The 24656-nt window shown below is 39.4% G+C and carries 21 protein-coding genes; all 21 read left to right on the top strand.

What is annotated here, in order from left to right; translation table 11 throughout:
• Positions 1-25: 25 nt before the first annotated feature.
• The 21 genes from rbfA to MHB51_RS06430 all read left to right on the top strand — a co-directional run bounded on the left by rbfA (position 26) and on the right by MHB51_RS06430 (position 24637).
• A complete protein-coding gene (rbfA, locus tag MHB51_RS06530) occupies positions 26-370 on the top strand; it encodes a 30S ribosome-binding factor RbfA (RefSeq protein ID WP_066170157.1) in 345 nt (114 codons plus the stop codon).
• 324 nt (positions 371-694) lie between these two features.
• A complete protein-coding gene (gene truB / locus MHB51_RS06525; RefSeq protein ID WP_342559256.1) occupies positions 695-1615 on the top strand; it encodes a tRNA pseudouridine(55) synthase TruB in 921 nt (306 codons plus the stop codon).
• Between the two features lie 6 nt (positions 1616-1621).
• A complete protein-coding gene (locus MHB51_RS06520; protein ID WP_107942302.1) occupies positions 1622-2566 on the top strand; it encodes a bifunctional riboflavin kinase/FAD synthetase in 945 nt (314 codons plus the stop codon).
• Between the two features lie 219 nt (positions 2567-2785).
• Positions 2786-3055: a 30S ribosomal protein S15 gene (gene rpsO, locus MHB51_RS06515; protein ID WP_042472014.1), complete on the top strand. Its 270-nt coding sequence runs from the start codon at positions 2786-2788 to the stop codon at positions 3053-3055.
• 161 nt (positions 3056-3216) lie between these two features.
• Positions 3217-5331 (top strand): polyribonucleotide nucleotidyltransferase, encoded by a 2115-nt coding sequence (pnp, locus tag MHB51_RS06510; protein ID WP_107942303.1) that lies wholly within the window; start codon positions 3217-3219, stop codon positions 5329-5331.
• 146 nt (positions 5332-5477) lie between these two features.
• Positions 5478-6704, top strand: a complete 1227-nt coding sequence (locus tag MHB51_RS06505; protein ID WP_066170169.1) for a pitrilysin family protein — start codon at positions 5478-5480, stop codon at positions 6702-6704.
• A 309-nt stretch (positions 6705-7013) separates the two neighbouring features.
• Positions 7014-7277, top strand: a complete 264-nt coding sequence (locus MHB51_RS06500) for a YlmC/YmxH family sporulation protein (RefSeq protein ID WP_066170172.1) — start codon at positions 7014-7016, stop codon at positions 7275-7277.
• The gene (locus tag MHB51_RS06495; RefSeq protein WP_342559255.1) at positions 7274-8062 is read left to right on the top strand and encodes a dipicolinate synthase subunit A; all 789 of its coding nucleotides are present in this window, start codon (positions 7274-7276) and stop codon (positions 8060-8062) included. Before MHB51_RS06500 ends, MHB51_RS06495 begins: the two co-directional genes overlap by 4 nt.
• Positions 8035-8622: a dipicolinate synthase subunit B gene (locus MHB51_RS06490; RefSeq protein ID WP_066170177.1), complete on the top strand. Its 588-nt coding sequence runs from the start codon at positions 8035-8037 to the stop codon at positions 8620-8622. Before MHB51_RS06495 ends, MHB51_RS06490 begins: the two co-directional genes overlap by 28 nt.
• A gap of 84 nt (positions 8623-8706) precedes the next feature.
• Entirely contained in the window at positions 8707-9747 is a 1041-nt protein-coding gene (locus MHB51_RS06485) for an aspartate-semialdehyde dehydrogenase (protein WP_066170180.1), read from the top strand.
• A gap of 202 nt (positions 9748-9949) precedes the next feature.
• Complete coding sequence (gene dapA, locus MHB51_RS06480) at positions 9950-10864, top strand: 4-hydroxy-tetrahydrodipicolinate synthase (protein ID WP_066170183.1); 915 nt, start codon at positions 9950-9952, stop codon at positions 10862-10864.
• A 135-nt stretch (positions 10865-10999) separates the two neighbouring features.
• Positions 11000-12667, top strand: a complete 1668-nt coding sequence (locus MHB51_RS06475) for a ribonuclease J (RefSeq protein ID WP_107942306.1) — start codon at positions 11000-11002, stop codon at positions 12665-12667.
• 95 nt (positions 12668-12762) lie between these two features.
• The gene (locus MHB51_RS06470) at positions 12763-14988 is read left to right on the top strand and encodes a DNA translocase FtsK (RefSeq protein WP_342559254.1); all 2226 of its coding nucleotides are present in this window, start codon (positions 12763-12765) and stop codon (positions 14986-14988) included.
• Between the two features lie 180 nt (positions 14989-15168).
• Positions 15169-15897 (top strand): GntR family transcriptional regulator, encoded by a 729-nt coding sequence (locus MHB51_RS06465; RefSeq protein WP_066170326.1) that lies wholly within the window; start codon positions 15169-15171, stop codon positions 15895-15897.
• Positions 15898-15951: 54 nt separating this feature from the next.
• Positions 15952-17049 (top strand): BMP family protein, encoded by a 1098-nt coding sequence (locus tag MHB51_RS06460; RefSeq protein ID WP_066170192.1) that lies wholly within the window; start codon positions 15952-15954, stop codon positions 17047-17049.
• 477 nt (positions 17050-17526) lie between these two features.
• Positions 17527-19065, top strand: a complete 1539-nt coding sequence (locus MHB51_RS06455) for an ABC transporter ATP-binding protein (protein ID WP_066170194.1) — start codon at positions 17527-17529, stop codon at positions 19063-19065.
• 1 nt (position 19066) lies between these two features.
• Entirely contained in the window at positions 19067-20113 is a 1047-nt protein-coding gene (locus MHB51_RS06450) for an ABC transporter permease (protein WP_066170197.1), read from the top strand.
• A 1-nt stretch (position 20114) separates the two neighbouring features.
• Positions 20115-21077: an ABC transporter permease gene (locus MHB51_RS06445; protein ID WP_107942308.1), complete on the top strand. Its 963-nt coding sequence runs from the start codon at positions 20115-20117 to the stop codon at positions 21075-21077.
• Positions 21078-21349: 272 nt separating this feature from the next.
• The gene (locus tag MHB51_RS06440) at positions 21350-22630 is read left to right on the top strand and encodes a pitrilysin family protein (protein ID WP_342559253.1); all 1281 of its coding nucleotides are present in this window, start codon (positions 21350-21352) and stop codon (positions 22628-22630) included.
• The gene (locus MHB51_RS06435) at positions 22617-23918 is read left to right on the top strand and encodes a pitrilysin family protein (RefSeq protein ID WP_342559252.1); all 1302 of its coding nucleotides are present in this window, start codon (positions 22617-22619) and stop codon (positions 23916-23918) included. Before MHB51_RS06440 ends, MHB51_RS06435 begins: the two co-directional genes overlap by 14 nt.
• Positions 23915-24637, top strand: coding sequence for an SDR family oxidoreductase (locus MHB51_RS06430; protein WP_066170213.1), 723 nt, complete (start codon positions 23915-23917; stop codon positions 24635-24637). Before MHB51_RS06435 ends, MHB51_RS06430 begins: the two co-directional genes overlap by 4 nt.
• Positions 24638-24656: the final 19 nt, after the last annotated feature.

The following is a 24656-nucleotide window of genomic DNA, read 5'->3' as shown; positions in this document are numbered from 1 at the left end:
AAATTTGTTAAGGTGGTGACTTTCTATGTCTCTACGATCAAACCGAATTGCCGAGCAAATGAAAAAAGAGCTTGGTGACATTCTTGGACGTAAAATAAAGGATCCTCGTGTAGGCTTTGTCACAGTAACGGATGTTGCAGTAACAGGTGATTTACAGCAGGCAACTGTTTATATTACATCATTAGGCAACGAACGTGAAAGAGAAGAAACGTTAAAAGCATTAGAAAAAGCAGCTGGCTTTATTCGTTCTGAAATCGGCTCACGTATCCGCCTACGTCGTACACCAGAAATTTTATTTGAATTCGATTCTTCTGTAGAATATGGTAATAAAATTGATGCTTTATTGCGTTCATTGCATGAAGATAAATAGAGTAGGGGGCGTCCAAAAAGTGTGCGAAAGCACTGCTTTTTGGACGTTTCGTTTGTGTTTCAGGGGTTGTCCGAAAAATCTATTTTGTTTTGACACCGCATTAAAATAAATGTTTTCATCGCTTCCCTTTTACTGAAGGATAACGCTGCTAAAGCCAATGTTCATCCCATTTTTAAAAGAGGCGTTCTCTGTTTATATGCATCAACATTTTGCGAAACATCATCGCTACTGTCCAAAATGCGGGCTATGCACGGCTTTTTGGACAGCCCCTTTTTATTAAAACAATGAATTTAGCGACTTTTCCTTTTGAGGAGGGATTTTACAATGAACGGTATTTTACCATTATGGAAAGAACGTGGTATGACGAGCCATGATTGTGTATTTAAGCTACGAAAAATTTTAAAAACTAAAAAAGTAGGTCATACAGGTACGTTAGATCCGAATGTAGAAGGGGTATTGCCTATTTGTATTGGTCAGGCGACAAGAATTGCCGAATACATTACAGATGCAGGAAAAACGTACGAGGCCATTATTAGTATTGGACGAACAACGACAACTGAAGATGCTGAAGGGAAAACAGTTGAACAAAATGCTACATATAAATCATTTAGCCGTGCGGAAATTTTGGGGGCATTAGAGCGATTAACAGGATTAATTGAGCAGACACCTCCCATGTATTCAGCGGTGAAAGTGAATGGTAAAAAACTTTATGAATATGCGAGAGCAGGACAAGTGGTTGAGCGTCCGACACGACAAGTGACGATTTATGATTTAACATTGTTAGATGAGGCTGACGTATTTGAAGGAGAGCAAGTGCAGTTTTCAATACGTATTAGATGTAGCAAAGGTACATATATTCGTACACTTGCTGTGCAAATAGGTGAGATGCTAGGCTATCCTGCACATATGCAGGCGCTTGTGCGCACAGCCTCTGGTACATTTACAAAGGAAAATTGTTTAACGTTAGCTGAAGTACAGGAATTGATGGAGCAGGAGCGAATTTCTGAGAAAATTTTGCCTGTTGAATATGCATTAACAAGCTATCCTTTTATTGAAATAGATGAAACGAATGCCAAGCAAATTTTTAATGGACAAGTGCTAGAAATGCATGCATTATTAAAGCAGCATCAGAAAATTGTCTATGCAAAAAATGGATTTGCGAGGGCGATTTATATCGCACATCCAACAAAGGAAAACATGATGAAACCAGAAAAAATGTTCCCTGAAATAGAGCAGGAGGTATAAATACTAATGGAAGTCATTTATTTAAAATACCCTCATCAGTTAGAGCGACCAGAAGCGGCTTACTCATTAGCAGTTGGCTTTTTCGATGGTGTCCATAAAGGGCATCAAGCTGTTATCGAGCATGCGGTGCGCAAGGCACAAGAATTAGGCATTAAAAGTGCTGTAATGACATTTGACCCGCATCCTACTATTGTATTAGGTGCTCGCAATGAGCAAGTATTTTATATTACACCACTTCAGCAAAAGCTAGATACATTAAAAGGATTAGGTGTAGATACGGTATTTGTTGTCAATTTTACATCTGATTTTGCAAAATTATCACCGGAAGAATTTGTGCAGTATTTCATTCGTGATTTATATGTACAGCATGTAACGGCAGGCTTTGATTATTCATTCGGAGCTTTCGGTAAAGGCGATATGCGCTTAATGGAAGAGCTGTCAAACGGCGATTTTGGGGTGACAACGATTGACAAGCTGAGCGACTGTGATGAAAAAATTAGCTCCACTCGCATTCGTAAATTGTTAAAAGAAGGCGATATGGAGGAAGTGTGCATGTTGCTTGGTCGTGCATTTGAAGTGCCGGGCATCGTTGTACATGGGGATAAACGTGGACGTACACTCGGTTTTCCAACTGCTAATGTACAATCGATGGCGGGCTGCTTTATTCCAGCAACAGGTGTTTATGCCGTACAAATTTTAGTGCAAAACAAGTGGTATAATGGTGTTTGTAATGTCGGTTATAAACCCACATTTAAAAATCCAGAAGAAAAACAGCTATCGATTGAAGTGCATATTTTTGATTTCGATAAAAATATTTACGGTGAAGAAGTTGTTGTCGGATGGTATAAACGTATTCGTAGCGAACGAAAATTTGCTGGCATTGATGAGCTAATTACACAAATTGAGCTAGATAAGCAAGAAGCAATCAATTACTTTGCGAGTAAAGTATAACACTTTCAGCAAATTAATTTTGTACCGATAACAGGGCAACAGGTAAAGGTACAGAGTCTATAGATGCCGAGAGGTGTGATTGAAATAGTTGCTTGCTGTTATCTAGTATGATATAATTCCTAAAGTGTTCAATATGCACTAAACCTTAGCTCGGCTTTCCGTTACTCCTGACGATTGCTGTGCTACAGGGGATAATTCAATTATAGGAGGTCATTTCAAATGGCAATTACAAAAGAACGTAAAAACGAAATTATCGCTGAGTACCGTACTCACGAAGGCGACACTGGTTCTCCAGAAGTACAAATCGCTGTGTTAACTGCAGAAATTAATGCATTAAACACGCACTTACGTACACACAAAAAAGATTTCCACTCAGAGCGTGGTCTTTTCAAAATGGTAGGTCGTCGTCGTCACTTATTAAAATATCTTCGTGAAACAGACGTACAACGCTACCGTGAATTAATTACACGTTTAGGCTTACGTCGCTAATCTCATATAAAAAGCGGGAAACTTCCCGCTTTTTATTTATGTATAAAAACTTTCAATGAAAATAAAAAAATTTAGCATAGAAACTACATTTTTGATACACTAACTATAGTACATACAAAAAAAGCTGAAGTAGGGTGTAAAAGTAGAAAGGGGTTCATCAGATGAACGACAAAAAAGTCTATTCTTATGAATGGGCTGGCCGTCCACTCGTAATAGAAGTAGGACAGTTAGCAAAACAAGCAAATGGCGCTGCATTAATTCGCTACGGCGAAACGGCAGTTTTAGCAACAGCCACAATGTCAAAATCACCAAAGCCATTAGATTTCTTCCCATTAACAGTGAACTATGAAGAACGTCTATACGCGGCAGGTAAAATTCCAGGTGGTTTCATTAAACGTGAAGGGCGTCCATCAGAAAACGCGATTTTAGCATCTCGTTTAATTGACCGTCCAATTCGTCCGATGTTCCCAGATGGTTTCCGAAACGAAGTACAAGTAATTTCAATGGTTATGTCAAATGATTCAAATTGTCCGTCAGACGTAGCAGCAATGTTTGGCTCTTCGTTAGCATTAGCGATTTCAGATATCCCATTCGATGGACCAATCGCAGGTGTACATGTTGGTTATATTAATAATGAATTCGTATTGAACCCAACAACAGAGCAAATGGAAGAAAGCACAATCCATTTATCTGTTGCTGGTAATAAAGATGCAATTAACATGGTAGAAGCAGGTGCTTTAGAAGTACCAGAGGAAATTATGTTAGAAGCAATTATGTTTGGTCATGAGGAAATTAAAAAATTAATCGCTTTCCAAGAGCAAATTGTAGCTGAAGTAGGGAAAGCAAAAATAGAGGTCGAACTTTACGAGTTAGACCCTGAATTAACAGCAGCGGTAAAAGCGGTTTGTGAGGCAGATATGAATGCTGCAATTCAAACAGTTGAAAAGCATGCGCGTGAAGATGCCATTACAGCTGTCAAAGAGCGTGTATTAGCTTCTTACGTAGAGCAGGAAGCTGATGAGGAAACAATTAAGCAAGTGAAAGGCATTTTAGATCAAATGGTGAAGGATGAAGTGCGCCGTTTAATTACTGAGGATAAAGTGCGTCCAGATGGCCGTAAGCTTGATGAAATTCGCGCACTATCCTCTGAAGCGGGCTTGCTTGACCGTACACACGGTTCAGCTTTATTCACACGTGGTCAAACACAAGCATTATCAATTTGTACGTTAGGCGCATTAGGCGATGTACAAATTATTGATGGCTTAGGTATTGAGGAATCAAAACGTTTTATGCATCACTATAATTTCCCACAATTCTCTGTTGGAGAAACAGGACCTATACGTGGTCCGGGGCGTCGAGAAATTGGTCATGGTGCACTAGGTGAACGCGCATTATTAGCAGTTATTCCTAATGAAGTGGAGTTCCCATATACAATTCGTTGCGTATCTGAAGTATTAGAATCAAATGGTTCAACTTCACAAGCTTCAATCTGTGCATCGACATTAGCAATGATGGATGCAGGTGTGCCATTAAAAGCACCGGTAGCGGGTATTGCGATGGGTCTTATTAAAAAGGACGAGCACTATTCCATTTTAACGGATATTCAAGGGATGGAAGACCATCTTGGTGATATGGACTTTAAAGTAGCCGGTACAGCTAAAGGTGTAACAGCATTGCAAATGGATATTAAAATTGATGGTTTATCACGTAATATTTTAGAGGAAGCATTAGCACAGGCAAAAATTGGTCGTATGCATATTTTAGAGCATATGATGACAACGTTAAACGAGCCACGTAAATCATTATCAAAATATGCGCCAAAAATTATTACGATTAAAATTAATCCCGATAAAATCCGCGATGTAATCGGACCAGGTGGTAAGCAAATTAATAAAATTATTGATGAAACAGGCGTGAAAATTGATACTGAGCAAGACGGTACAATTTATATTTCTTCAGCAAACGAAGAAATGAACAATCGCGCGAAAGAAATTATTGAATCCATCGTACGTGAAGCAAAAGTAGGCGAATACTACTTAGCGACTGTGAAACGTATCGAAAAATTCGGTGCATTCTGTGAAATTTTCCCAGGCAAAGACGGTTTACTACACATTTCAGAAATTCAAGAAGAACGTACGAAAGCTGTGGAGGATGTATTAAAGCTTGGCGATCAATTACTAGTGAAATGTATCGAAATCGATAACCAAGGTCGCGTGAATTTATCACGTAAAGTAGTGATTAAAGAAGAAAAAGAACGAGCTGAACAACAGCAATAAAGTAAAACTCCAATGTGGAACCGTCTAAAATATCATTTGGGGACGGTTTCTTGCGACACATAATAAAAAACATTAATGGCTGTCTGGAAAGTGGTGCGTTAGCCTACTTTCTTGACGGCTTTTTTGCAAGGGGGAAATGAAGAGCAATGACAGTGCAAGTATCGACATGTCAAAATGGTGTACGTATTGTATCGGAGCAACTGCCGCATGTGCGTTCACTTTCTGTTGGCATATGGGTCAATGCAGGTTCTCGCTATGAGCTACCGGAGGAAAATGGCATTACACACTTTATAGAGCATATGCTTTTTAAAGGAACGAAGACGAAGTCGGCAAAGCAAATTGCTGAAATATTCGACCGTATTGGTGGCGAAATTAATGCCTTCACCTCGAAGGAAAATACATGCTATTATGCGAAGGTGTTAGATCATCATGCCGAATTAGCTGTAACCGTTTTGGCAGATATGTTTTTCAATTCAACATTTACAGCGGAAGATATTGAGCGAGAGCGTCAAGTCGTGTTAGAGGAAATTTATATGAGTGAGGACGCACCAGATGATGATGTGCATGAAAAGCTATGGGCTGTTATGTATCCAACAGATGCCCTTGGCCGCCCAATTTTAGGAACAGCCGAAACGTTGGCAACCTTTGATGAGGCAATGATTCGTCAATATATGGCGAAGCATTACTGTCCACAAAATATTGTTATATCGGTAGCGGGGAATATTTCAGATGGACTTTTAGCGACGATTGAGCAATTGTTTGGGCAATTTCAAGCAAGTGCTAGTGCAGTGGAGCGAACATTGTCATATCCAGTATTTTCAGCAGGTGAAATCATTAAGGAGCGCGATATTGAGCAAGCACATGTGGCGATTTCATTCCCTGCAATTGGTGTGAAAAATCCTGATATTTATAGTTTAATTGCACTAAATAATATTATTGGCGGCAATATGAGCTCTAGACTATTCCAAGAAGTGCGTGAAGAGCGCGGTTTAGCCTATACAATCTACTCTTATCAGACATCCTACGAAGATGTTGGCTCATTAACGGTTTATGGTAGCACAAGCAAACAGCAGCTAAGTCAGATGCAGCATACGATAGATGCGACATTACTTGATGTTGTAGCAGGTGGTATTACTGAACTAGAGCTAGAAAATGCGAAGGAGCAACTCAAAGGCAGCTTTGTTTTAGGGCTTGAAGGCACAGAAGACCATATGAGCCGAAATGGCTTAAATGAACTAATCCATCAACGTCACCGTTCAGTTGATGAAGTGCTTACTTCAATTGATGCTATTTCAATGGAAACAATCAATGAGTTAATTACAGATATTTTATTGCAGGAACCAGCGATTGCAATAATTGGACCAGAAAACTAAAAAAAGCACTTGAAAGCAAGGTTTTTCACTTGATTTCAAGTGCTTTTTACTTATCAATTACGCCTTGGCTAACTCTAGTCCAGATTTTTTTGGAGCTGCTTAAGATAGAAGTTAATCTGAAACTGTCACGAGGCGTGCCAACGATTACTCGTCGCAAAAAACATGTGCACCTGCGGTTACTCGTCGCAAAAAACATTGCTGAAAGAAGTTAAAATTGTCCAGTGAGGTATGTTGAAAATTCTATTTTAGGCGAACGTTCAAATTGCGCGATGCATATAGTATGGTGAAGCGCTGAAGAGGAGGGAGAATATGCTTTTATCAGAGCTTGCTGACAAAGAGTTAATTGAAATGCAAAATGGTGTTCGCTATGGTTATTTGGCGGATACAGAATGCTTATTTGAGCCGACAACAGGAAAAATTATCGGCTTTGAGCTTATGCCGCAATCGAGGCTGATGTTTCAAAAGCGAAAAACAGGAGCGGCATTTATTCCTTGGGAGGAAATCGTTTTAATCGGAGAGGACCGCATTTTATTTAATCAAACTACAACCGCATTTAGAAGCTATGACCAATGACGGAGCGCTGGTTAGTTATTGGTGCAGACGAAAGAATGAAGGTATTAGCTAAAAATTTAGCAAGTGAGGAACGAACTATTTTTTACAAAAATAAAACGAGTTGGGATGCGGAGCTCAACGCAACCGCTTTGGAGTTTCATCCAGATGTTGTAGTGTTACCTATTCAACCGCTACAAATTGATGTGCAGATTGTACTTGGAATTCAAAAAGCAGTTATGCATGTTGGAAAGCTAGCGCCAGAATGGGAAGTGATTTTAAAGGAACATACGGTGCATCGTTATTTGCAGCAGGAGGCATTTATTTGGCAAAATGCAGCACTAACAGCAGAGGCATTTCTAGCTTATTTTTATGAGCATAAACAGGCTGTGCGTCATAAATGCTTTATAATTACTGGCTTTGGGCGCGTTGCTAAAATGACGGCACATATGCTAAAAAATATGCAGGCAAACGTCATTATTTTAGTGCGCTCTGTTGCCCAGCATTGTGAGGCGTTAGCACTTGGCTACGAATCATACTTATTAGACGATTTACCGCATATTGAAGGCGTAGCACTAATTAATACGATTCCAGCAAAATGGCTGACGCCAACAATGCGTAAGCAATTTGAGATGCCAATTTATGATTTAGCTTCTGCACCTGGCTGTGTAACGGATAATGTAGAGCATTATACATTACTTGCAGGATTACCTGGGAAATATTTCAGTACAGATGCAGCGCATTTATTAAAGACAGCAATATTAGATTGGAGGGCGCAGCAATGCTTGAAGGTAAACGCATTGGATTAGGTATTACAGCATCGCATTGCACATACGCCGATGTAGTACCTAAGATTGAAGATTTAAAGCAAGCAGGTGCAGAAGTTGTACCAATTATTACCCCATCTGTTTTACATGCCGCGACACGCTTTGGTACTGGGGAGGAATGGATAGCAAAAATAGAAGCAGCAACAGGGCAAAAAGTTATTTCATCCATTGTGGAAGCGGAGCCCTTTGGACCGAAAAATCCATTGGACTGTATGGTTATAGCGCCAATGACAGGGAATTCAATAAGTAAGTTCGCTAATGCCGCGACCGATAGTGCCGTTTTAATGGCAGCAAAGGCAACTTTACGCAACGGCTCTCCTGTTGTGATAGGTGTTTCAACGAATGACGCCCTCGGTTTAAATGGTCAAAATATTATGAAGTTGCTAAATGCAAAAAATATTTATTTTATTCCGTTCGGGCAAGATGATCCAATCCAAAAACCAACATCTCTCATCGCGGATTTTTCAAAAATGGTCGAAACTGTGCATGCGGCCATTTTTTATAAAAAACAATTACAACCAATATTTATACAATTTTTTTAATAATCAAATTAATCCTACACAACTGCAAGGTTTTATGTTACAATAGCCAACATTATGTAACTAGTTTTGAGGAGAGATGAGATTATGACGAAGCAATTGACAGTAGCTGTCGTAGGCGCGACAGGAGCAGTAGGTTCAACAATGATGGAACTTTTAACGAAGCGTAATTTTCCAATTAAGCAAATAAAATTTCTAGCATCTGCACGTTCAGCAGGGAAGAAAATTGAATTTAATAAACAGTCATATACAATCGAAGAAGCAACACCTGAAAGCTTTGAAGGGGTAGATATTGCATTATTTTCAGCAGGTGGCTCCGTATCAGCAGCACTAGCACCTGAAGCAGCGAAGCGCGGAGCAATCGTTGTAGACAATACAAGTCATTTCCGCATGGATCCAGAAGTACCGTTAGTTGTACCTGAGGTCAATCGACAAGCATTAAAGGATATTCCGAAGGGCATTATTGCCAACCCGAACTGTTCAACGATTCAAATGGTCGCAGCATTACAACCAATTCGTGAAAAATTCGGCTTAACAAAAGTAGTTGTTTCTACATACCAAGCTGTATCAGGCTCTGGTATTGCAGCAATTGAAGAGCTACAGACACAAAGCGCACAGTGGGATGCTGGAAAAAATGTTGAAGCGCATATTTTGCCTGCGAAAGCAGATAAAAAGCATTATCCAATTGCGCGCAATGTCATTCCGCAAATTGATAAATTCACAGACAACGGCTATACGTATGAAGAAATGAAAATGATTAATGAAACAAAAAAAATTCTAGAAATGCCTGAATTACAGGTGGCAGCAACTTGTGTGCGTGTGCCGGTAGTATCAGGACATTCAGAATCTGTATATATTGAACTTGAGCAAGAAGCGACAGTGCAAGATATTTTCGAAGTACTGAAAAATGCACCGGGTATCGTATTACAAGATGATATTGCTAATCAACAATATCCGATGCCGATTTTTGCTGAAGGAGAAGACCCTGTATTTGTAGGGCGAGTTCGCCAAGATTTAGACAATAAAAAAGGTTTCCATTTATGGATTGTATCGGACAATTTATTAAAAGGAGCGGCACTAAATTCGATTCAAATTGTTGAAGCAATGATAGAGGAAAACTTATTTTGATTTAGCTATTTGAGGGAAACAATTTATTCAGCAAATATAATAGCGTATTAATTTCAGAAAAATACTTAGTTCAGTTTGGAAGCAGCATGTCTGCTGAATCAAAATAAAGCCCTCGGGCATGTGATAGATTTTCAAAGGAAGCAGAAGTCCTTCTAAGAAAATCTATAGCTGAGGTGTAATTGATGATAAGAGGTGTAGAAGGATGAATTTAGGTCGAATTGGAACGGCGATGATTACACCGTTCAAAGAGGATGGTACGATTAACTATCCGGAGCTTGAACGAATTATTAATCATTTAATCGATAATGGGACAGATAGCATTATCGCATGTGGAACGACATCTGAAAACCCAACGATGTCGACAGAGGAAAAGATAGAGGTTGTACGCTTCACTGTGGAAAAAGTAGCTGGACGTGTGCCGGTTATTGCTGGAACAGGGGATAATGAAACAGCATACTCCATCATGATGACACATAAAGCGGAGGAAAATGGAGCGGATGGTATTATGCTCGTTGCTCCATATTATAATAAGCCAAATCAACGTGGTATTTATGCGCACTTTGAAACAATTGCGCGTGAAACAAAGCTACCAGTTATGTTATACAATGTACCTGGGCGTACGGCTGTCAATGTTACCTATGAAACGTCAGTTGCTTTAAGCAGAATTCCGAATATTTTATGGATTAAAGAAGCGAGCGGTAACTTAGATCAAATGGGTGATATTATTGAAAATGTGGATAGCAAGGATAATTTCTTAGTTTATAGTGGAGATGATGGTTTAACATTACCGCTTTTAGCAATTGGTGGAGCAGGCATTATTTCAGTTGCTGCGCATGTTGTTGGCAATGATATGCAATTAATGATGCGTGCATTTGAAGAAGGAAAGCATGAGCTAGCTGCAAAAATTCACCGTGCATTATTGCCATTAGTACGCGCGTTATTTGCACAACCAAACCCATCCCCAGTTAAATATGCAATGACAAAATTAGGTTTTGATACATTGGCAGTGCGACTGCCGATGATGGAAATGACAGATGAAGAAAAAGCTGATTTTGATAAAATTTGGGATACGTACCAAGCAAAAATTGAAGCAATTCGTCAAACTTTACCAGTGTGATGCATCACACTGGTTTTTTCGTTCGCTTTATTCAAATTCATTTTTTATGAATTTTTAATTTGTGCTAAAAGAAAACTACACGTATAATGATTGATAAGTGGTTGCTGTTCGGGATAATTTTTAGGAGGAAATCAAGTGACGAAAGTAAAAAATGAAGTAATCCGTATCATCCCTCTAGGTGGGGTTAGTGAAATCGGAAAATCAATGTATGTAATAGAAATTGACGAGGAGCTATTTGTTGTCGACAGTGGGCTTATGTTCCCAGAAGATGAGATGCTCGGGATTGATATCGTCATACCGGATATTACGTATTTAGAAGAAAATAAAGAGCGTGTAAAAGGGATATTCTTAACGCACGGACATGAGGATGCAATCGGTTCAATTGCCTACGTATTGAATAAAATAAAAGCACCCGTATATGGCTCGAAACTAACAGTTGCGCTTGCCAAAGAGCATTTAAAAGAGATGCCTGCACCGCATCCAGTGAAATTTTTTGAAGTGACAAATAAAAGTCGTATGAATTTCAATTCGACGTATGTAACATTTTTCCATACAACACATAGTATCCCCGATTCGCTAGGGATTGTGTTCCATACGTCAGAAGGCGCGATTGTGCATACAGGAGAATTCAAATTTGACCAAGCAGCACAGGGCAAATTTAGACCTGATATAGCAACGATGGCCAAGCTTGGTGAAGAAGGGGTATTTATTTTATTATCTGAATCAACTGAGGCGGAGCGTCCAGGCTATACGACAAGTGAGGCAGTTGTTAGTGAGCAGCTAGCCAAAACATTCCATTCAGCACAGGGACGAATTTTAGTAGCGGTATATGCTTCAAACTTTATTCGTGTGCAACAAGTATTTACACAGGCACAAAGCTCTTTCCGTAAAGTTGCGATTGTCGGTAAATCACTAGAAAAAGTAGTAGAGTTAGGAACATCGCTTGGCTATTTAGATATTGATGAAGATACGCTAATTCCAGTAAGTGATATTCATAAATATGAAGATGATGAAATTATTATTATCGCAACAGGTAACCAAGGCGAACCACTTGAAGCTCTTGATAAAATTGTGCGTAAGCATCATCGTGATATTAAAATTAAACAAACAGATACTGTGTTAATTACATTTACGCCATCTCCAGGAATGGAAGTGCAAATGTATAAAACGATGAACCAGCTTGCAAAAGCTGGGGCTAAGGTGCTATCAGCAGATAAAAAGGTTCATGTTTCTGGACATGGTAGCCAAGAAGATTTGAAATTAATGTTAAATCTGATGCAACCAAAGTATTTTGTGCCAATTCAAGGGGAATACCGCATGTTAATTGCCCATTCCAAATTAGCACAGTCTTTAGGGATGCAAAAATCACAAATTTTTATTGCGGATAAAGGCGATATTGTGGAATATAAAAACGGTAAAATGCGCATGAGTGGTCGTGTTCAGGCAGGCAATGTATTAATCGACGGTATTGGTGTAGGCGATGTTGGTAATATCGTCTTGCGCGATCGCAAACTGCTGTCACAGGATGGGATTTTTATTGTTGTTGTTACGCTAAACCGAGCACAAAAGAAAATTGCATCGGGCCCTGAAATATTGTCGCGCGGATTTGTTTATGTACGGGAATCAGAGGAGTTAATGGTCGAAGCATCTGATATTGCACGTGAGGTTATTGAAAAATACGTGAATAAGGATACGTTTGAATGGACAAATATTAAACAAGAAATACGTGATACACTTAATCAATATTTATTCCAAAAAACGAAGCGCCGCCCAATGATTATCCCAATTATTATGGAATATTAAGCGATAAAGGGGGAGCGTCTGAAAAGCGTGCGAGGCACTGCTGTTCAGACGCTTCGTTTGCGTTTTATTAAACTCGTAAGAAAGGAACAGGTGTAATGGCGAACAAAGGAAAGAAAAAACAATTGAAGGCAAATAAAAAAGAATGGCATCCACTTACCTATGAAATTGTTGGTATTTTATGTATTGCTTATGCAATTATTATTTATTTTGAATATGGTATAGTTGGACGCTTTACACAATCAATTGCTTTATTTTTATTTGGCAATTTGCATTTCGTCATCCCGTTTTTACTCGTTTTAGTAGCATCAATGCTGATGGTAAGACGGCGTGGTGTGACGATGAAAAACCGTGTTGTCATTGGTGTTTTTCTTATGATATGTAGTCTTACTGTGTTTAGCCATAGCCTGCTTTTTGAGGAATTGCATAAGGCGAACGCACTACTATCCAATTCAGTGTTACGTGAAACTTGGCGCCTTTTAATTGAAATGGATGGCGTTGCTAATAGAGGCCAAGCGCTTGGTGGTGGTATAGTGGGCGCATTGCTTTTTAGTGTACTACATGTTTTATTTGACTCGACTGGGGCAAAGGTAGCAGCATGGGTTCTACTATTTATAGGCATCATATTAGTAACAGGCAAAGCGCTTGTTCCTATTATGATGGAAAAAACGCCTGCGCTGAAAAGAAAGCTTGCACGCCCAAAAAAAGAGAAAAAACGCCGTTCGCCCAAATCCGTAACTTCCGAAACGGAGATGCTTGCAACAGAGGAAACGATTGTGCATGAAGAGCCAATTATTTCAGCCTTTACGCAGCCGCAAATTCGCGAAGAAGAGTCGGAAGCGATTGAAATCGAAATTGAAGAAATACTGGAAGAGCCTGTGCAAATGAATGAATCGGAAAGTCCGTACACATTACCATCAACTCTATTGCTACAATTACCGCCCGCGCATGATCAAAGTGGAGAGTATAGCATTATTCAAGCAAACGCTAAAAAACTAGAGCAAACATTGCTAAGTTTTGGGGTAAAGGCAAAGGTGGTTCAAGTGCATTTAGGACCTGCTGTAACAAAATATGAGGTGCTTCCAGATGTAGGAGTAAAGGTAAGTAAAATAGTTAGCTTGCAAGATGACTTGGCATTAGCGCTAGCTGCGAAGGATATTCGTTTAGAGGCGCCAATTCCAGGGAAATCTGCTATCGGAATTGAAGTACCTAATAATGAAGTTGCAATTGTAACATTAAGAGAAGTAATTGAAGTGCCTGAAAACAAGGCATCGAGTAAATTATTGATTAGCTTTGGTCGCGATGTCACAGGACAAGCAATGCTGGCGGAGCTTAATAAAATGCCACATTTACTCGTTGCTGGCTCAACAGGCAGTGGTAAAAGTGTATGTATTAATGGGATAATTATTTCTATTTTACTACGAGCGGCGCCACATGAAGTACGAATGATGATGATTGATCCAAAAATGGTTGAGCTAACAGTATACAATGGTATTCCGCATTTACTTGCACCTGTTGTAACAGATCCACGTAAAGCCGCGCAAGCATTGCAAAAAATTGTTTCTGAAATGGAACGGCGCTATGACCTCTTTTCACATACAGGAACGCGCAACATTGAAGGATATAATGAGCATATTGAGCAGCACAATGCACAAAATATGGAGCAACAAGCTAAATTACCATATATCGTTGTCATTGTAGATGAGCTTGCAGATTTAATGATGGTTGCCTCAAATGAGGTTGAGGATGCGATAACGCGTTTAGCGCAAATGGCACGTGCAGCAGGTATTCATTTAATCATCGCAACACAGCGTCCATCCGTAGATGTTATTACAGGAATTATTAAAGCCAATATTCCATCGCGCATTGCCTTTGCTGTATCCTCTGCTGTTGATTCACGCACAATTTTAGATATGGGTGGCGCAGAAAGATTGCTTGGACGCGGTGATATGCTATTTTTACCAGCGGGAGCCTCCAAACCTGTACGTGTACAAGGAGCCTTTGTATCGGATAAGGAAGTAGAAGCAGTTGTTGATTTTGTTATACAGCAGCAAAAAGCACAATATGAGGAGTCAATGATTCCAACTGAAGTGCCGCAAACAGATATTGCTGAGGAAACGGATGATTTATACGATGAAGCTGTAATGCTTGTGGTTGAGCAGCAAAGTGCCTCGGTATCAATGTTACAACGTCGTTTTCGTATAGGCTATGCAAGAGCTGCACGCATTGTTGATCAAATGGAAATGCGTGGGGTTGTTGGGCCGCCTGATGGTAGTCGACCACGCCAAGTATTGCTAGCAAAATCTAGCATTTCAAGCGAATAGTGATAACAGACTTTTCAGAATGTTATTTCTTCGTTCAAAAATTAATATAAATTTTATGATTCAGTAACACTTTTTAAATAAATGTATTTGCAACAGCAAGTAAAAATGTTATATTGAAAACTAATTAGTAGGAATGTTGTACATCAGATGTCTGATCTCTTTGTTGGTGGTGGTGAAAAAGTGACAATTAAAACAGATCACCGTCATCTATACTTACAAGTGATTGATCGCTTAAAATCAGATATAGAGAAGGGGATTTATCAAGAAAATGAAAAATTACCCTCTGAATTTGAGTTATCCAAATCACTTGGAGTAAGTCGTGCCACTTTACGCGAGGCGCTACGATTGTTGGAGGAAGAAAACGTTATCATCCGTCGACACGGTGTGGGGACATTCATCAACCCTAAGCCAGTATTTACTTCGGGAATTGAACAATTGTCGAGTATTTCATCAATGATTGAGCAAGCAGGAATGACACCGGGCACGATTTTTATAAAAGCGACAGAAGAAAAATCGACTGAGGATGATATAAAGCGTTTTCAAACCGACATTGATGACAATGTGATCACGATTGAACGTGTAAGAACAGCGGATGGGGAGCCGGTTGTTTATTGTATTGATAAAGTACCAGCTAACTATTTACCGCAGCAATTTGTTAATAATCAGGATGTATCTCTTTTTTCAGCACTTGAAAAATCAGGTGCTATCCATGTCAACTATGCGATCACATACATCGACCCTATAGGTTTTCATGAGGAGGTTTCGCCTATTTTAGACTGCGGTCCTGAAACGGCGTTACTCGTCTTGAAGCAACTTCATTACGATGATAATGATCGGGTAGTTTTATATTCTAAAAATTATTTTAGAGCTGATAAATTCAGCTTCCATGTAGTACGAAAAAGGGTGTAGAACAAATTTTATTTCCTGCTAATGACTAAAAAACCTTTCTAGGAGGATTCACTAATGAAAAAACGTAAATTTGGTTTATTAATCTCATCAGTTGTAGCTACAGGTGCAATTTTAGGTGCATGTGGTACAGATGAGGACAAAAATGACAACGCATCAACAAACGAAGGCTCAAACGATAATGGTACTGAAACTTCAACAGGCGGCATTTCAGTAGCGATGGTAACAGACGTAGGTGGCGTTGATGATAAATCATTCAACCAATCTGCTTGGGAAGGTATCCAACAATTTGGTAGCGAAAATGGTTTAACAAAAGGCGATGGTGGTTTTGATTATTTACAATCGGCTTCAGATGCTGACTACAACACGAACTTAAACAGCTTATTACGTCGTGATTTCGACTTAGTATTTGGTGTAGGTTTCTTAATGCAAGATGCAGTTCTTGAAATTGCTAACCAACAAAAAGATGCACAATTAGCAATTATCGATGCAGTAGTAGATGCACCAAACGTAGTATCGGTATTATTTAAAGAGCAAGAAGGTGCTTTCCTTGCTGGTGTAGCTGCAGCTGAAATGTCTCAAACAGGCAAAATCGGCTTTATCGGTGGACAATCAATTCCTGTAATCGAGCGCTTCCACGCAGGCTTCTTAGCAGGTGCAAAAGCTGCAAACCCTGATATCGTAATCGAAGAATATTATGCAGAAGCATTCGATAAAGCTGAATTAGGTAAAACGGCTGCTAACCGCATGTACTCTTCAGGTGTAGACATTATCTTCCACGCTGCTGGTGGTACAGGAAATGGCGTATTTACAGAAGCAAAAGAGCGTAAAGAAAAAGATGCTAATGCAAACGTATGGGTAATCGGTGTAGACGCTGACCAATATGCAGAAGGTCAAGTGGGCGACCATAATATTACATTAACATCTATGTTAAAAGGTGTAGCGCATGCAGTAGTAGATATTTCTAACCGTACACAAGACGGCAACTTCCCAGGTGGAGAAACAATTGTTTATGGCTTAGCTGAAGATGGTGTAGGTCTTGCTGATTCACGTGGTGCGATTACAGATGATGTTTTAGCATCAATTGAAGAATTCAAAGGGAAAATTGCTTCAGGTGAAATCGTAGTACCTGAACATCCAAATGATGTAAAATAATTCAGTTATAATTAATCATCATAGGAGTCTACAGATTCCTATGATGATTTTCTCACTGTAATGGAAGTTTTAACTTCTTTTAGCAGTCTTTATCCGTATTAGCGGGCAGTAAGACGCCCACTTCGAGACTTGAGTGAAAATCGGCTTAAGGATAATTGGGGGATGAGGAAACACGCCACTGATTGAAGTTTCACTTTATAGGTGGCAAGCTGAATGCATTTATTGTAATACATAAGGCTAATTCGTTTTGTGTTTTACTAAAGCTAGCAGGAGTTTAAGAGAAATAAATTGAATTACATTGTTTATTAGATGAAAGTTAATAGATGGGGCTGTCGAATCAATCCAAGTGTTAAAAAGACGGATACTTCGACAAAAGTGCGAACTGCTGTCGGGAAACGCAGGATACCCATCTCCTTTCCCGACAGCCCCATGTGTTAATTTTTCTAAATTTAAAATGTGCCTAAAGGAGTGAAACGCTTGGAATACGTGATCGAAATGCTTGGCATCCGAAAAGAATTCGGTGGCTTCGTAGCGAACAATAATATCACCCTCCAATTACAAAAAGGCGAGATTCATGCATTACTTGGTGAGAATGGTGCAGGTAAATCGACTTTAATGAACGTACTTTTTGGACTTTATCAGCCGGAAGCTGGCGAGATTAAAGTACGTGGAAAATCAGTTAAAATTACAGATCCAAATGTGGCGAACGATTTAGGAATTGGAATGGTTCACCAGCATTTTATGTTAGTTGAAAACTTTACTGTAACTGAAAATATTATATTAGGAAGTGAGCCTACAAAAGGCGGTATTGTCAATATTAAAGATGCAGCAAAGAACATTCAGGCACTTTCTGAAAAATATGGATTAGATGTTGATCCGTATGCGAAAATTGAAGATATTTCTGTTGGGATGCAGCAACGTGTTGAAATCTTAAAAACATTGTATCGTGGTGCGGAAATTTTAATTTTCGATGAACCGACAGCTTCATTAACACCACAGGAAATTCATGAGCTAATCCAAATTATGAGACGCTTAATTTCAGAAGGAAAATCGATTATTTTAATTACGCATAAATTAAAAGAAATCATGGAAGTATCAGACCGCGTTACGGTTATACGTAAAGGTGAAGGAATTGGTACAGTTGTCACATCTGAAACAAATCCAGACCAATTGGCTGAATTAATGGTTGGTCGTCAAGTTGAGTTTAAAACGGAAAAAATTGCTGCCAACCCGACAGATGAGGTATTAAGTATACAAGATTTAGTTGTACTAGATTATCGCGGTATTGAAAAAGTTAAGCAGTTAAATTTATCTGTTCGTAAAGGTGAGATTGTTGGTATTGCAGGGATTGATGGAAATGGTCAGTCTGAGTTGATTGAAGCAATCACAGGTTTACGTAAAATTAAAAGCGGTAAAGTGGTTATGAATGGTCAAGATGTAACGAATAAAAAGCCACGAGAAATTACAGAAACTGGTTTGGGACATATTCCGCAAGATCGTCATAAGCATGGATTAGTGCTTGATTTCACAGTAGGTCATAACATCGCTTTACAAACGTATTACACGGAGCCAATTTCAAAATTCGGCATTATTGATTATAAAAAAATTACGCAAAAGGCAAATCAAGTAATTGAAGAATTCGACGTTCGTACAGGTCATGGTGAGGCGACATTAGCACGTGCTTTATCAGGTGGTAACCAGCAAAAAGCTATTATCGGTCGTGAAGTTGACCGCGACCCAGAATTGCTTATTGCAGCATTGCCAACACGTGGCTTAGACGTAGGGGCCATCGAGTTTATTCATCGTCGTTTAATTGAGCAGCGCGATAAAGGCAAAGCTGTATTGCTTATTTCCTTTGAATTAGACGAGGTAATGAATGTATCTGACCGCATTGCTGTTATTTATGATGGACAAATTGTTGATACATTAAATGCTAATGAAACGACTGAGCAAGAGCTTGGCTTATTAATGGCTGGTCAGTCGAAAAAAAAAGCAACGATGAAAGGGGACGAATAATATGAGCAATCGCGCAATGAATATTCTCGTTCCTATAATTTCAGTTATTTTAGGATTAATCGTCGGTGCCATTGTAATGGTTGTCTCCGGCTATGATCCAGTTAAGGGATATACTGCGTTATGGAATGGTATTTTTGGAGATGCCTATACGATAGGTGAAACAATTCGGCAAATTACACCGTATTTATTAGCTGGATTAGCGGTTGCCTTCGCATTCCGTACAGGTTTATTTAATATCGGTGTTGAAGGTCAGTTAATTATGGGATGGACTGCAGCAGCTTATGTCGGCTATGCAGTGCAAGGTTTACCTAAAATTATTCATTTGCCGTTAGCACTACTTGCAGCAGCAGCAGCAGGAGCTTTTTGGGCATTTATTGCAGGTTACCTAAAAGCACGCTTTAGTGTGCATGAAGTTATCGTAACGATTATGCTGAACTATACAGCACTTCATATTACGAATGCATTAATTAAATATTGGTCAGGCAGTGACCGTACAGAGCGTATTGCTGATTCAGCATCATTGCGTTCGCCTTGGTTAGAGGGCTTAACAGACTACTCGCGTTTACACTGGGGTATTATTGTTGCGTTAATCATGGTATTTGTCATGTGGTTCTTATTAGAGCGTACGACACGTGGCTTTGAGTTAAAGGCAGTTGGCTTTAACCAAAATGCGGCTGAATATGCAGGGATGAGTGTAAAGAAAAATGTTATTTTAGCAATGACAATTTCAGGCGTATTTGCAGGTTTAGGTGGAGCGATGGAGGCACTCGGTACATTTGGTTATGTATCGGTGAAAGGTGGCTTTACAGGTATCGGTTTTGATGGCATCGCGGTTGCATTACTTGGTGCAAATACACCACTTGGAGTAGTTTTCGGTGCTTCTTTATTCGGTTCGTTAAAATTCGGTGCATTAAATATGCCGAGTGCTGCAGGGATTCCTTTAGAAATCGTATCGATTATTATTGCATTAATTATTTTCTTCGTAGCTTCAGGCTATGTAATTCGCATTGCGTTAGAAAAATTTGGAAAGAAAAAGGAGGGCAAATAATATGAGCTTTTTAGACGTCTTATATTTTATCGTCCCTTCTGCTATATTTTACGCAGCACCTTTAATTTTAGCGGCTATTGGCGGCGTTTTCTCTGAGCGATCTGGTGTTGTTAATATCGGTATTGAAGGTATTATGGTTATCGGTGCTTTTGTAGGGATTGTTTTTAACTTATTTACTTACGAAACATTAGGTAATTTTACACCATGGGCAGCCCTTTTAATGGCGATGGTAGTCGGTGCGATTTTCTCGTTATTATTAGCGGTAGCAGCGATTTCATTCCGCGCTGACCAAACGGTAACTGGGGTAGCATTAAACTTACTTGGAATTGCGGTTGCATTATTCTCTGTAAAAATGATTTTTGAAGGAAGAGGACAAACAGATTTCATTTCAAAGCGTTTTGCTCGTTTTGATATACCAGTGTTATCAGACATTCCTTTTATAGGACGACTTTTATTCCATGATGTATATGGCACATCTATTTTAGCAATTGCAGTAGCCATATTTGCCTGGTTTGTTATTTTTAAAACACCATTTGGATTGCGTTTACGCGCAGTTGGTGAGCATCCAATGGCAGCCGACACAATGGGGATTAATGTAACAAAAATGCGCTACATTGCCGTAATGATTTCAGGTGGACTTGCTGGTATTGGCGGTGCGATTTATGCACAGACGATTACTAATGACTTTGGACATGCAACGATTAATGGACAAGGCTTCATGGCAATTGCCGCAATGATTTTCGGAAAATGGCATCCAATTGGTGCAATGGGCGCAGCGCTATTCTTCGGTTTAGCTCAGGCGTTATCTATTGCGGGTGGCTCGATTCCATATGTAAAAGAAATTCCACCAGTATTTTTAACGATTTTACCTTATGTGTTAACAATTTTAGCGCTGGCAGGATTTATCGGTAAAGCGAGTGCACCGAAAGCAAGCGGTCAACCATATATTAAAGGTAAGCGATGAGAGAGGCGTCAAAAAGCAGTGCTGAGGCACTGCTTTTTGGACGTTTCGAGTATGTTTCATGTAAAGTGCTAACTGTTCAAAAGAGGTGCCCAAAAGCAGTGCATTGCCTGCTTTGGAGACGCATTCGATGATGTTACATCAAATATTAGTCGAGGCGTAATTGATTTAGCATATTTTTCCCGCAATAATACCATACTAAATAATAAGTTTGTATCGCAGCAGTATAAGCGTGTTATAGTAGGAATAAAGCATTACTTTAGGGAGGGTTTTTTTTGTTTTCAACTACACAACTAGCGAAGGGCGTTTCGCTACATATTCGACAAACAACGCAGTTCAAAACAGTGAATTTTTCAATAAAATGGCGTGCCGCATTAACGGAAAAAGATGCCGCCCACCGCACTGTATTAACGAATGTTTTGCAACATAGCAATGAGAAATTTACAACATCGGCAGCTTATCGTAGCTATTTGGATGATTTATTCGGTACGGTGCTCTATTTCGACACGTCAAAACGTGGTAATGAGCATACGGTGTTAATGAATGTTGAAACGGTAAACGACCAATATTTAGCAAAGAGCAATGTGTTAAATGAAGTGCTTGAGCTATTGCACACAGCTATTTTTAAGCCAAATCTCGAAAATGGTGCATTTGTAGCATCCATTGTAGAGCGTGAAAAAGATATGGTTATGCAACGTATTCATTCTGTTTTTGATGATAAAACACGCTATGCACAGCAAAGAATAACGCAAATTATGCGACCTAATCATGCCGCATCTATTTCTGCAAATGGAACGATTGAAACTGTCGCCGCGATAACGCCACAATCCTTGATGGAAGCGTATACACATATGATTAATCACGATATGATTGATATTTATGTTGTAGGAGATGTAGATGAAAATGCGATAATTGAAAAACTACGTCAAATGCTACCATTTGCGAGTCGTGAGCATTACGAGAAAGAAATGCTCGTTCCAATCAACCAGCCGGGGGATAGCTATACGAAAGAGCAGCAGGAAATGAAGCAAGGTAAGCTGCATATTGGTTATAGCACACCTGTCCTATTCGGTGATGCAGATTTTCCAAAAATGCAGATTTTTAATGGTATTTTCGGCGGTTATGCACATTCGAAGCTATTTATGAATGTACGTGAGCGTGAAAGCCTTGCATACTATGCTTCAAGCTCTTATGCCTCTCATTATGGCTTGATTTTTGTCGTTTCAGGCATTGAACCAAGCAATGAACAAAAGGCTATTGAAGTAATTGATGAGCAGCTAGTAGCCCTACAAAAAGGCGAAATAACGGATTTGGAATTGGCACAGACAAAAGCAATGCTCATTAACCAATTAAAAGAAGCATTAGATTCTGCACGTGGTCAAATTGAAATTTACGATCAGTACAAAAATTTAGCTACGGCATTTTCAGTAGAAGAATGGACTAAAAACTGGCAGCAAGTAACGAAGGAAGATGTGCAGCAAATGTCCTTAAAAGTAAAACGCGAGTCCATTTATTTCCTGTGTGGTAAGGAGGAGCAGAGAGATGCAAGCAATTGAATTTAAACAGTTAGATGAGACACTTTATTATAAGCAGCTCCATAATGGCTTAGATGTTTATATTTTGCCGAAAAAGGGCTTTTCAAAGGCTTTTGTGACGTTTACAACAAAATACGGCTCTATTGATCGCTCGTTCGTACCGATTGGTGAAACGGAGCCGATTATTGTGCCAGATGGTATTGCTCATTTTTTAGAGCATAAAATGTTTGAAAAAGAAGATGGTGATGTTTTTCAGAAGTTTAGCGAAGTAGGCGCACAGGCGAATGCCTTTACTTCGTTTACACGTACATCTTATTTGTTTTCTGCAACTGAGCATATCCATAAAAGCACTGAAACATTGCTTGATTTTGTGCAGGAGCCCTATTTTACAGAGGAAACGGTTAATAAAGAAAAAGGCATTATCGGTCAAGAAATTACGATGTACGATGATTTACCTGATTGGCGCCTATATTTCGGAACGATTGAAAATATGTATCATCAACACCCTGTGAAAATAGATATTGCCGGTACAATTGAATCGATTAACGATATTACAGCAGAGCATTTATACACTTGTTATAATACGTTTTACCATCCATCAAATATGCTGTTATTTGTCATTGGTGCTGTGGACCCGCAAGAAATGCTGGCGGTAATTGAAGAAAATCAAAGTCGCAAAACGTTCCCAGAGCCGACACCTTTAACACGCATTTTCGAGGAGGAACCGGCAACTGTGGCAGTGCAAGAGCGGGTACTTCAGATGGATGTGCAAAAGCCAAAAGTATATTTCGGCTTAAAAGCAAAGCAAACGGATTTGTCAGGTGAACAAATGCTAAAGCATGAGCTTGCTGTACAAATTGGTTTAGAATGCTTATTTGGCCGCGCCTCTGATTTTTATACAAAAATTTATGAGGAGGGCTTGATTGATGAAACTTATTCTTATGATTTCATGCTAGAAAAGGGCTATGGCTTTGCTTTAATTGGTTCAGATACGCCAAAGCATGAGGCGCTTGTTAATGTAATTAAAGAACGCCTCGCAGAAGCAGAGCAGCAAGTATTATTTACTACGACGGATGTCGAGCGCATTAAACGTAAAAAAATTGGCTTTTTCCTACGCGCATTAAACTCTGTTGAATTTATTGCGAATCAATTTACACGCTATAAATTTAACGAGATGAATTTATTTGACGTTGTACCAATGCTTGAAACGATTACGGTAGAGGACATTGTCGAAGCCTTCAAAACAATTCAGGGTGAGGAGCAGCAAACCGTATTTAAAATTTTACCGATGAGCGAGCGTAAAGAATGAAAAAATACGCGTTAGTTTGCGGTGCCTCGGGTGAAATTGGTACAGCAATTTGCCAGCATCTAGCGCAGCAAGGCTGGTCGTTATACGTGCATTACGCCTCTAAACCAACGACGGAATTAGTGGGAAAATTATCAGCAGCCTTCCCGCAGCAGGAATTTTTTAGTGTACAGGCAGATTTTACTTGTCCAGAAGCTGCAAGCCGCTTAGCAAAACAAATATTTGCGCTACAGGCAATTGTTTTTGCGAATGGGCATGCGTCCTACGGCTTGCTTGAAGATATAGCAGCCACTGACATGCAGACATTATGGCAAGTTCATATGCAAACACCGATGCTAATTTTACAGCAACTTGCTGCAAAATTACGCACTCATTCTGTGAGCTATGTAATTTTTATCGGCTCAATTTGGGGTACGGCAGGTGCGGCAGGCGAAGTCGTTTATTCGGCTGTCAAAGGTGCACAACATAGCTTTGTCAAGGCATATGCACAGGAGGTAGCTTATAATGGTATTCGAGTAAATGCGCTTGCTCCAGGCTTTATCGCGACAAAAATGAATAGTCATATCGATGAATTAGAGCGTAAGCAAATTATTAGTGAAATACCATTGCAGCAACTTGGCACAGTAGAAGATGTTGCGCGTCTCTGTGCTTTTTATGTCAGCGGGCAAGCCGATTATGTAACAGGTCAAATTATACATTTGAATGGCGGCTGGTATATCTGACTGTATAATAAAATGCTCC

It is taken from the genome of Metasolibacillus sp. FSL K6-0083 (genome assembly GCF_038630865.1).
In the GTDB taxonomy this organism is placed as follows: domain Bacteria; phylum Bacillota; class Bacilli; order Bacillales_A; family Planococcaceae; genus Metasolibacillus; species Metasolibacillus fluoroglycofenilyticus.
The sequence above is the reverse complement of the archived record's forward strand: the minus strand, read 5'-3'. Positions and strand labels throughout refer to the sequence as shown.

Bases quoted from the DNA above. Each gene is read 5' to 3' on its own strand.
- MHB51_RS06430 (WP_066170213.1), top strand. From the start codon at position 23,915: ATGAAAAAATACGCGTTAGTTTGCGGTGCCTCGGGTGAAATTGGTACA.
- MHB51_RS06460 (WP_066170192.1), top strand. From the start codon at position 15,952: ATGAAAAAACGTAAATTTGGTTTATTAATCTCATCAGTTGTAGCTACA.
- rpsO (WP_042472014.1), top strand. From the start codon at position 2,786: ATGGCAATTACAAAAGAACGTAAAAACGAAATTATCGCTGAGTACCGT.
- MHB51_RS06445 (WP_107942308.1), top strand. From the start codon at position 20,115: ATGAGCTTTTTAGACGTCTTATATTTTATCGTCCCTTCTGCTATATTT.
- MHB51_RS06470 (WP_342559254.1), top strand. From the start codon at position 12,763: ATGGCGAACAAAGGAAAGAAAAAACAATTGAAGGCAAATAAAAAAGAA.
- dapA (WP_066170183.1), top strand. From the start codon at position 9,950: ATGAATTTAGGTCGAATTGGAACGGCGATGATTACACCGTTCAAAGAG.
- MHB51_RS06500 (WP_066170172.1), top strand. From the start codon at position 7,014: ATGCTTTTATCAGAGCTTGCTGACAAAGAGTTAATTGAAATGCAAAAT.
- MHB51_RS06485 (WP_066170180.1), top strand. From the start codon at position 8,707: ATGACGAAGCAATTGACAGTAGCTGTCGTAGGCGCGACAGGAGCAGTA.
- pnp (WP_107942303.1), top strand. From the start codon at position 3,217: ATGAACGACAAAAAAGTCTATTCTTATGAATGGGCTGGCCGTCCACTC.
- MHB51_RS06505 (WP_066170169.1), top strand. From the start codon at position 5,478: ATGACAGTGCAAGTATCGACATGTCAAAATGGTGTACGTATTGTATCG.
- MHB51_RS06495 (WP_342559255.1), top strand. From the start codon at position 7,274: ATGACGGAGCGCTGGTTAGTTATTGGTGCAGACGAAAGAATGAAGGTA.
- MHB51_RS06490 (WP_066170177.1), top strand. From the start codon at position 8,035: ATGCTTGAAGGTAAACGCATTGGATTAGGTATTACAGCATCGCATTGC.
- MHB51_RS06450 (WP_066170197.1), top strand. From the start codon at position 19,067: ATGAGCAATCGCGCAATGAATATTCTCGTTCCTATAATTTCAGTTATT.
- rbfA (WP_066170157.1), top strand. From the start codon at position 26: ATGTCTCTACGATCAAACCGAATTGCCGAGCAAATGAAAAAAGAGCTT.
- truB (WP_342559256.1), top strand. From the start codon at position 695: ATGAACGGTATTTTACCATTATGGAAAGAACGTGGTATGACGAGCCAT.
- MHB51_RS06435 (WP_342559252.1), top strand. From the start codon at position 22,617: ATGCAAGCAATTGAATTTAAACAGTTAGATGAGACACTTTATTATAAG.
- MHB51_RS06520 (WP_107942302.1), top strand. From the start codon at position 1,622: ATGGAAGTCATTTATTTAAAATACCCTCATCAGTTAGAGCGACCAGAA.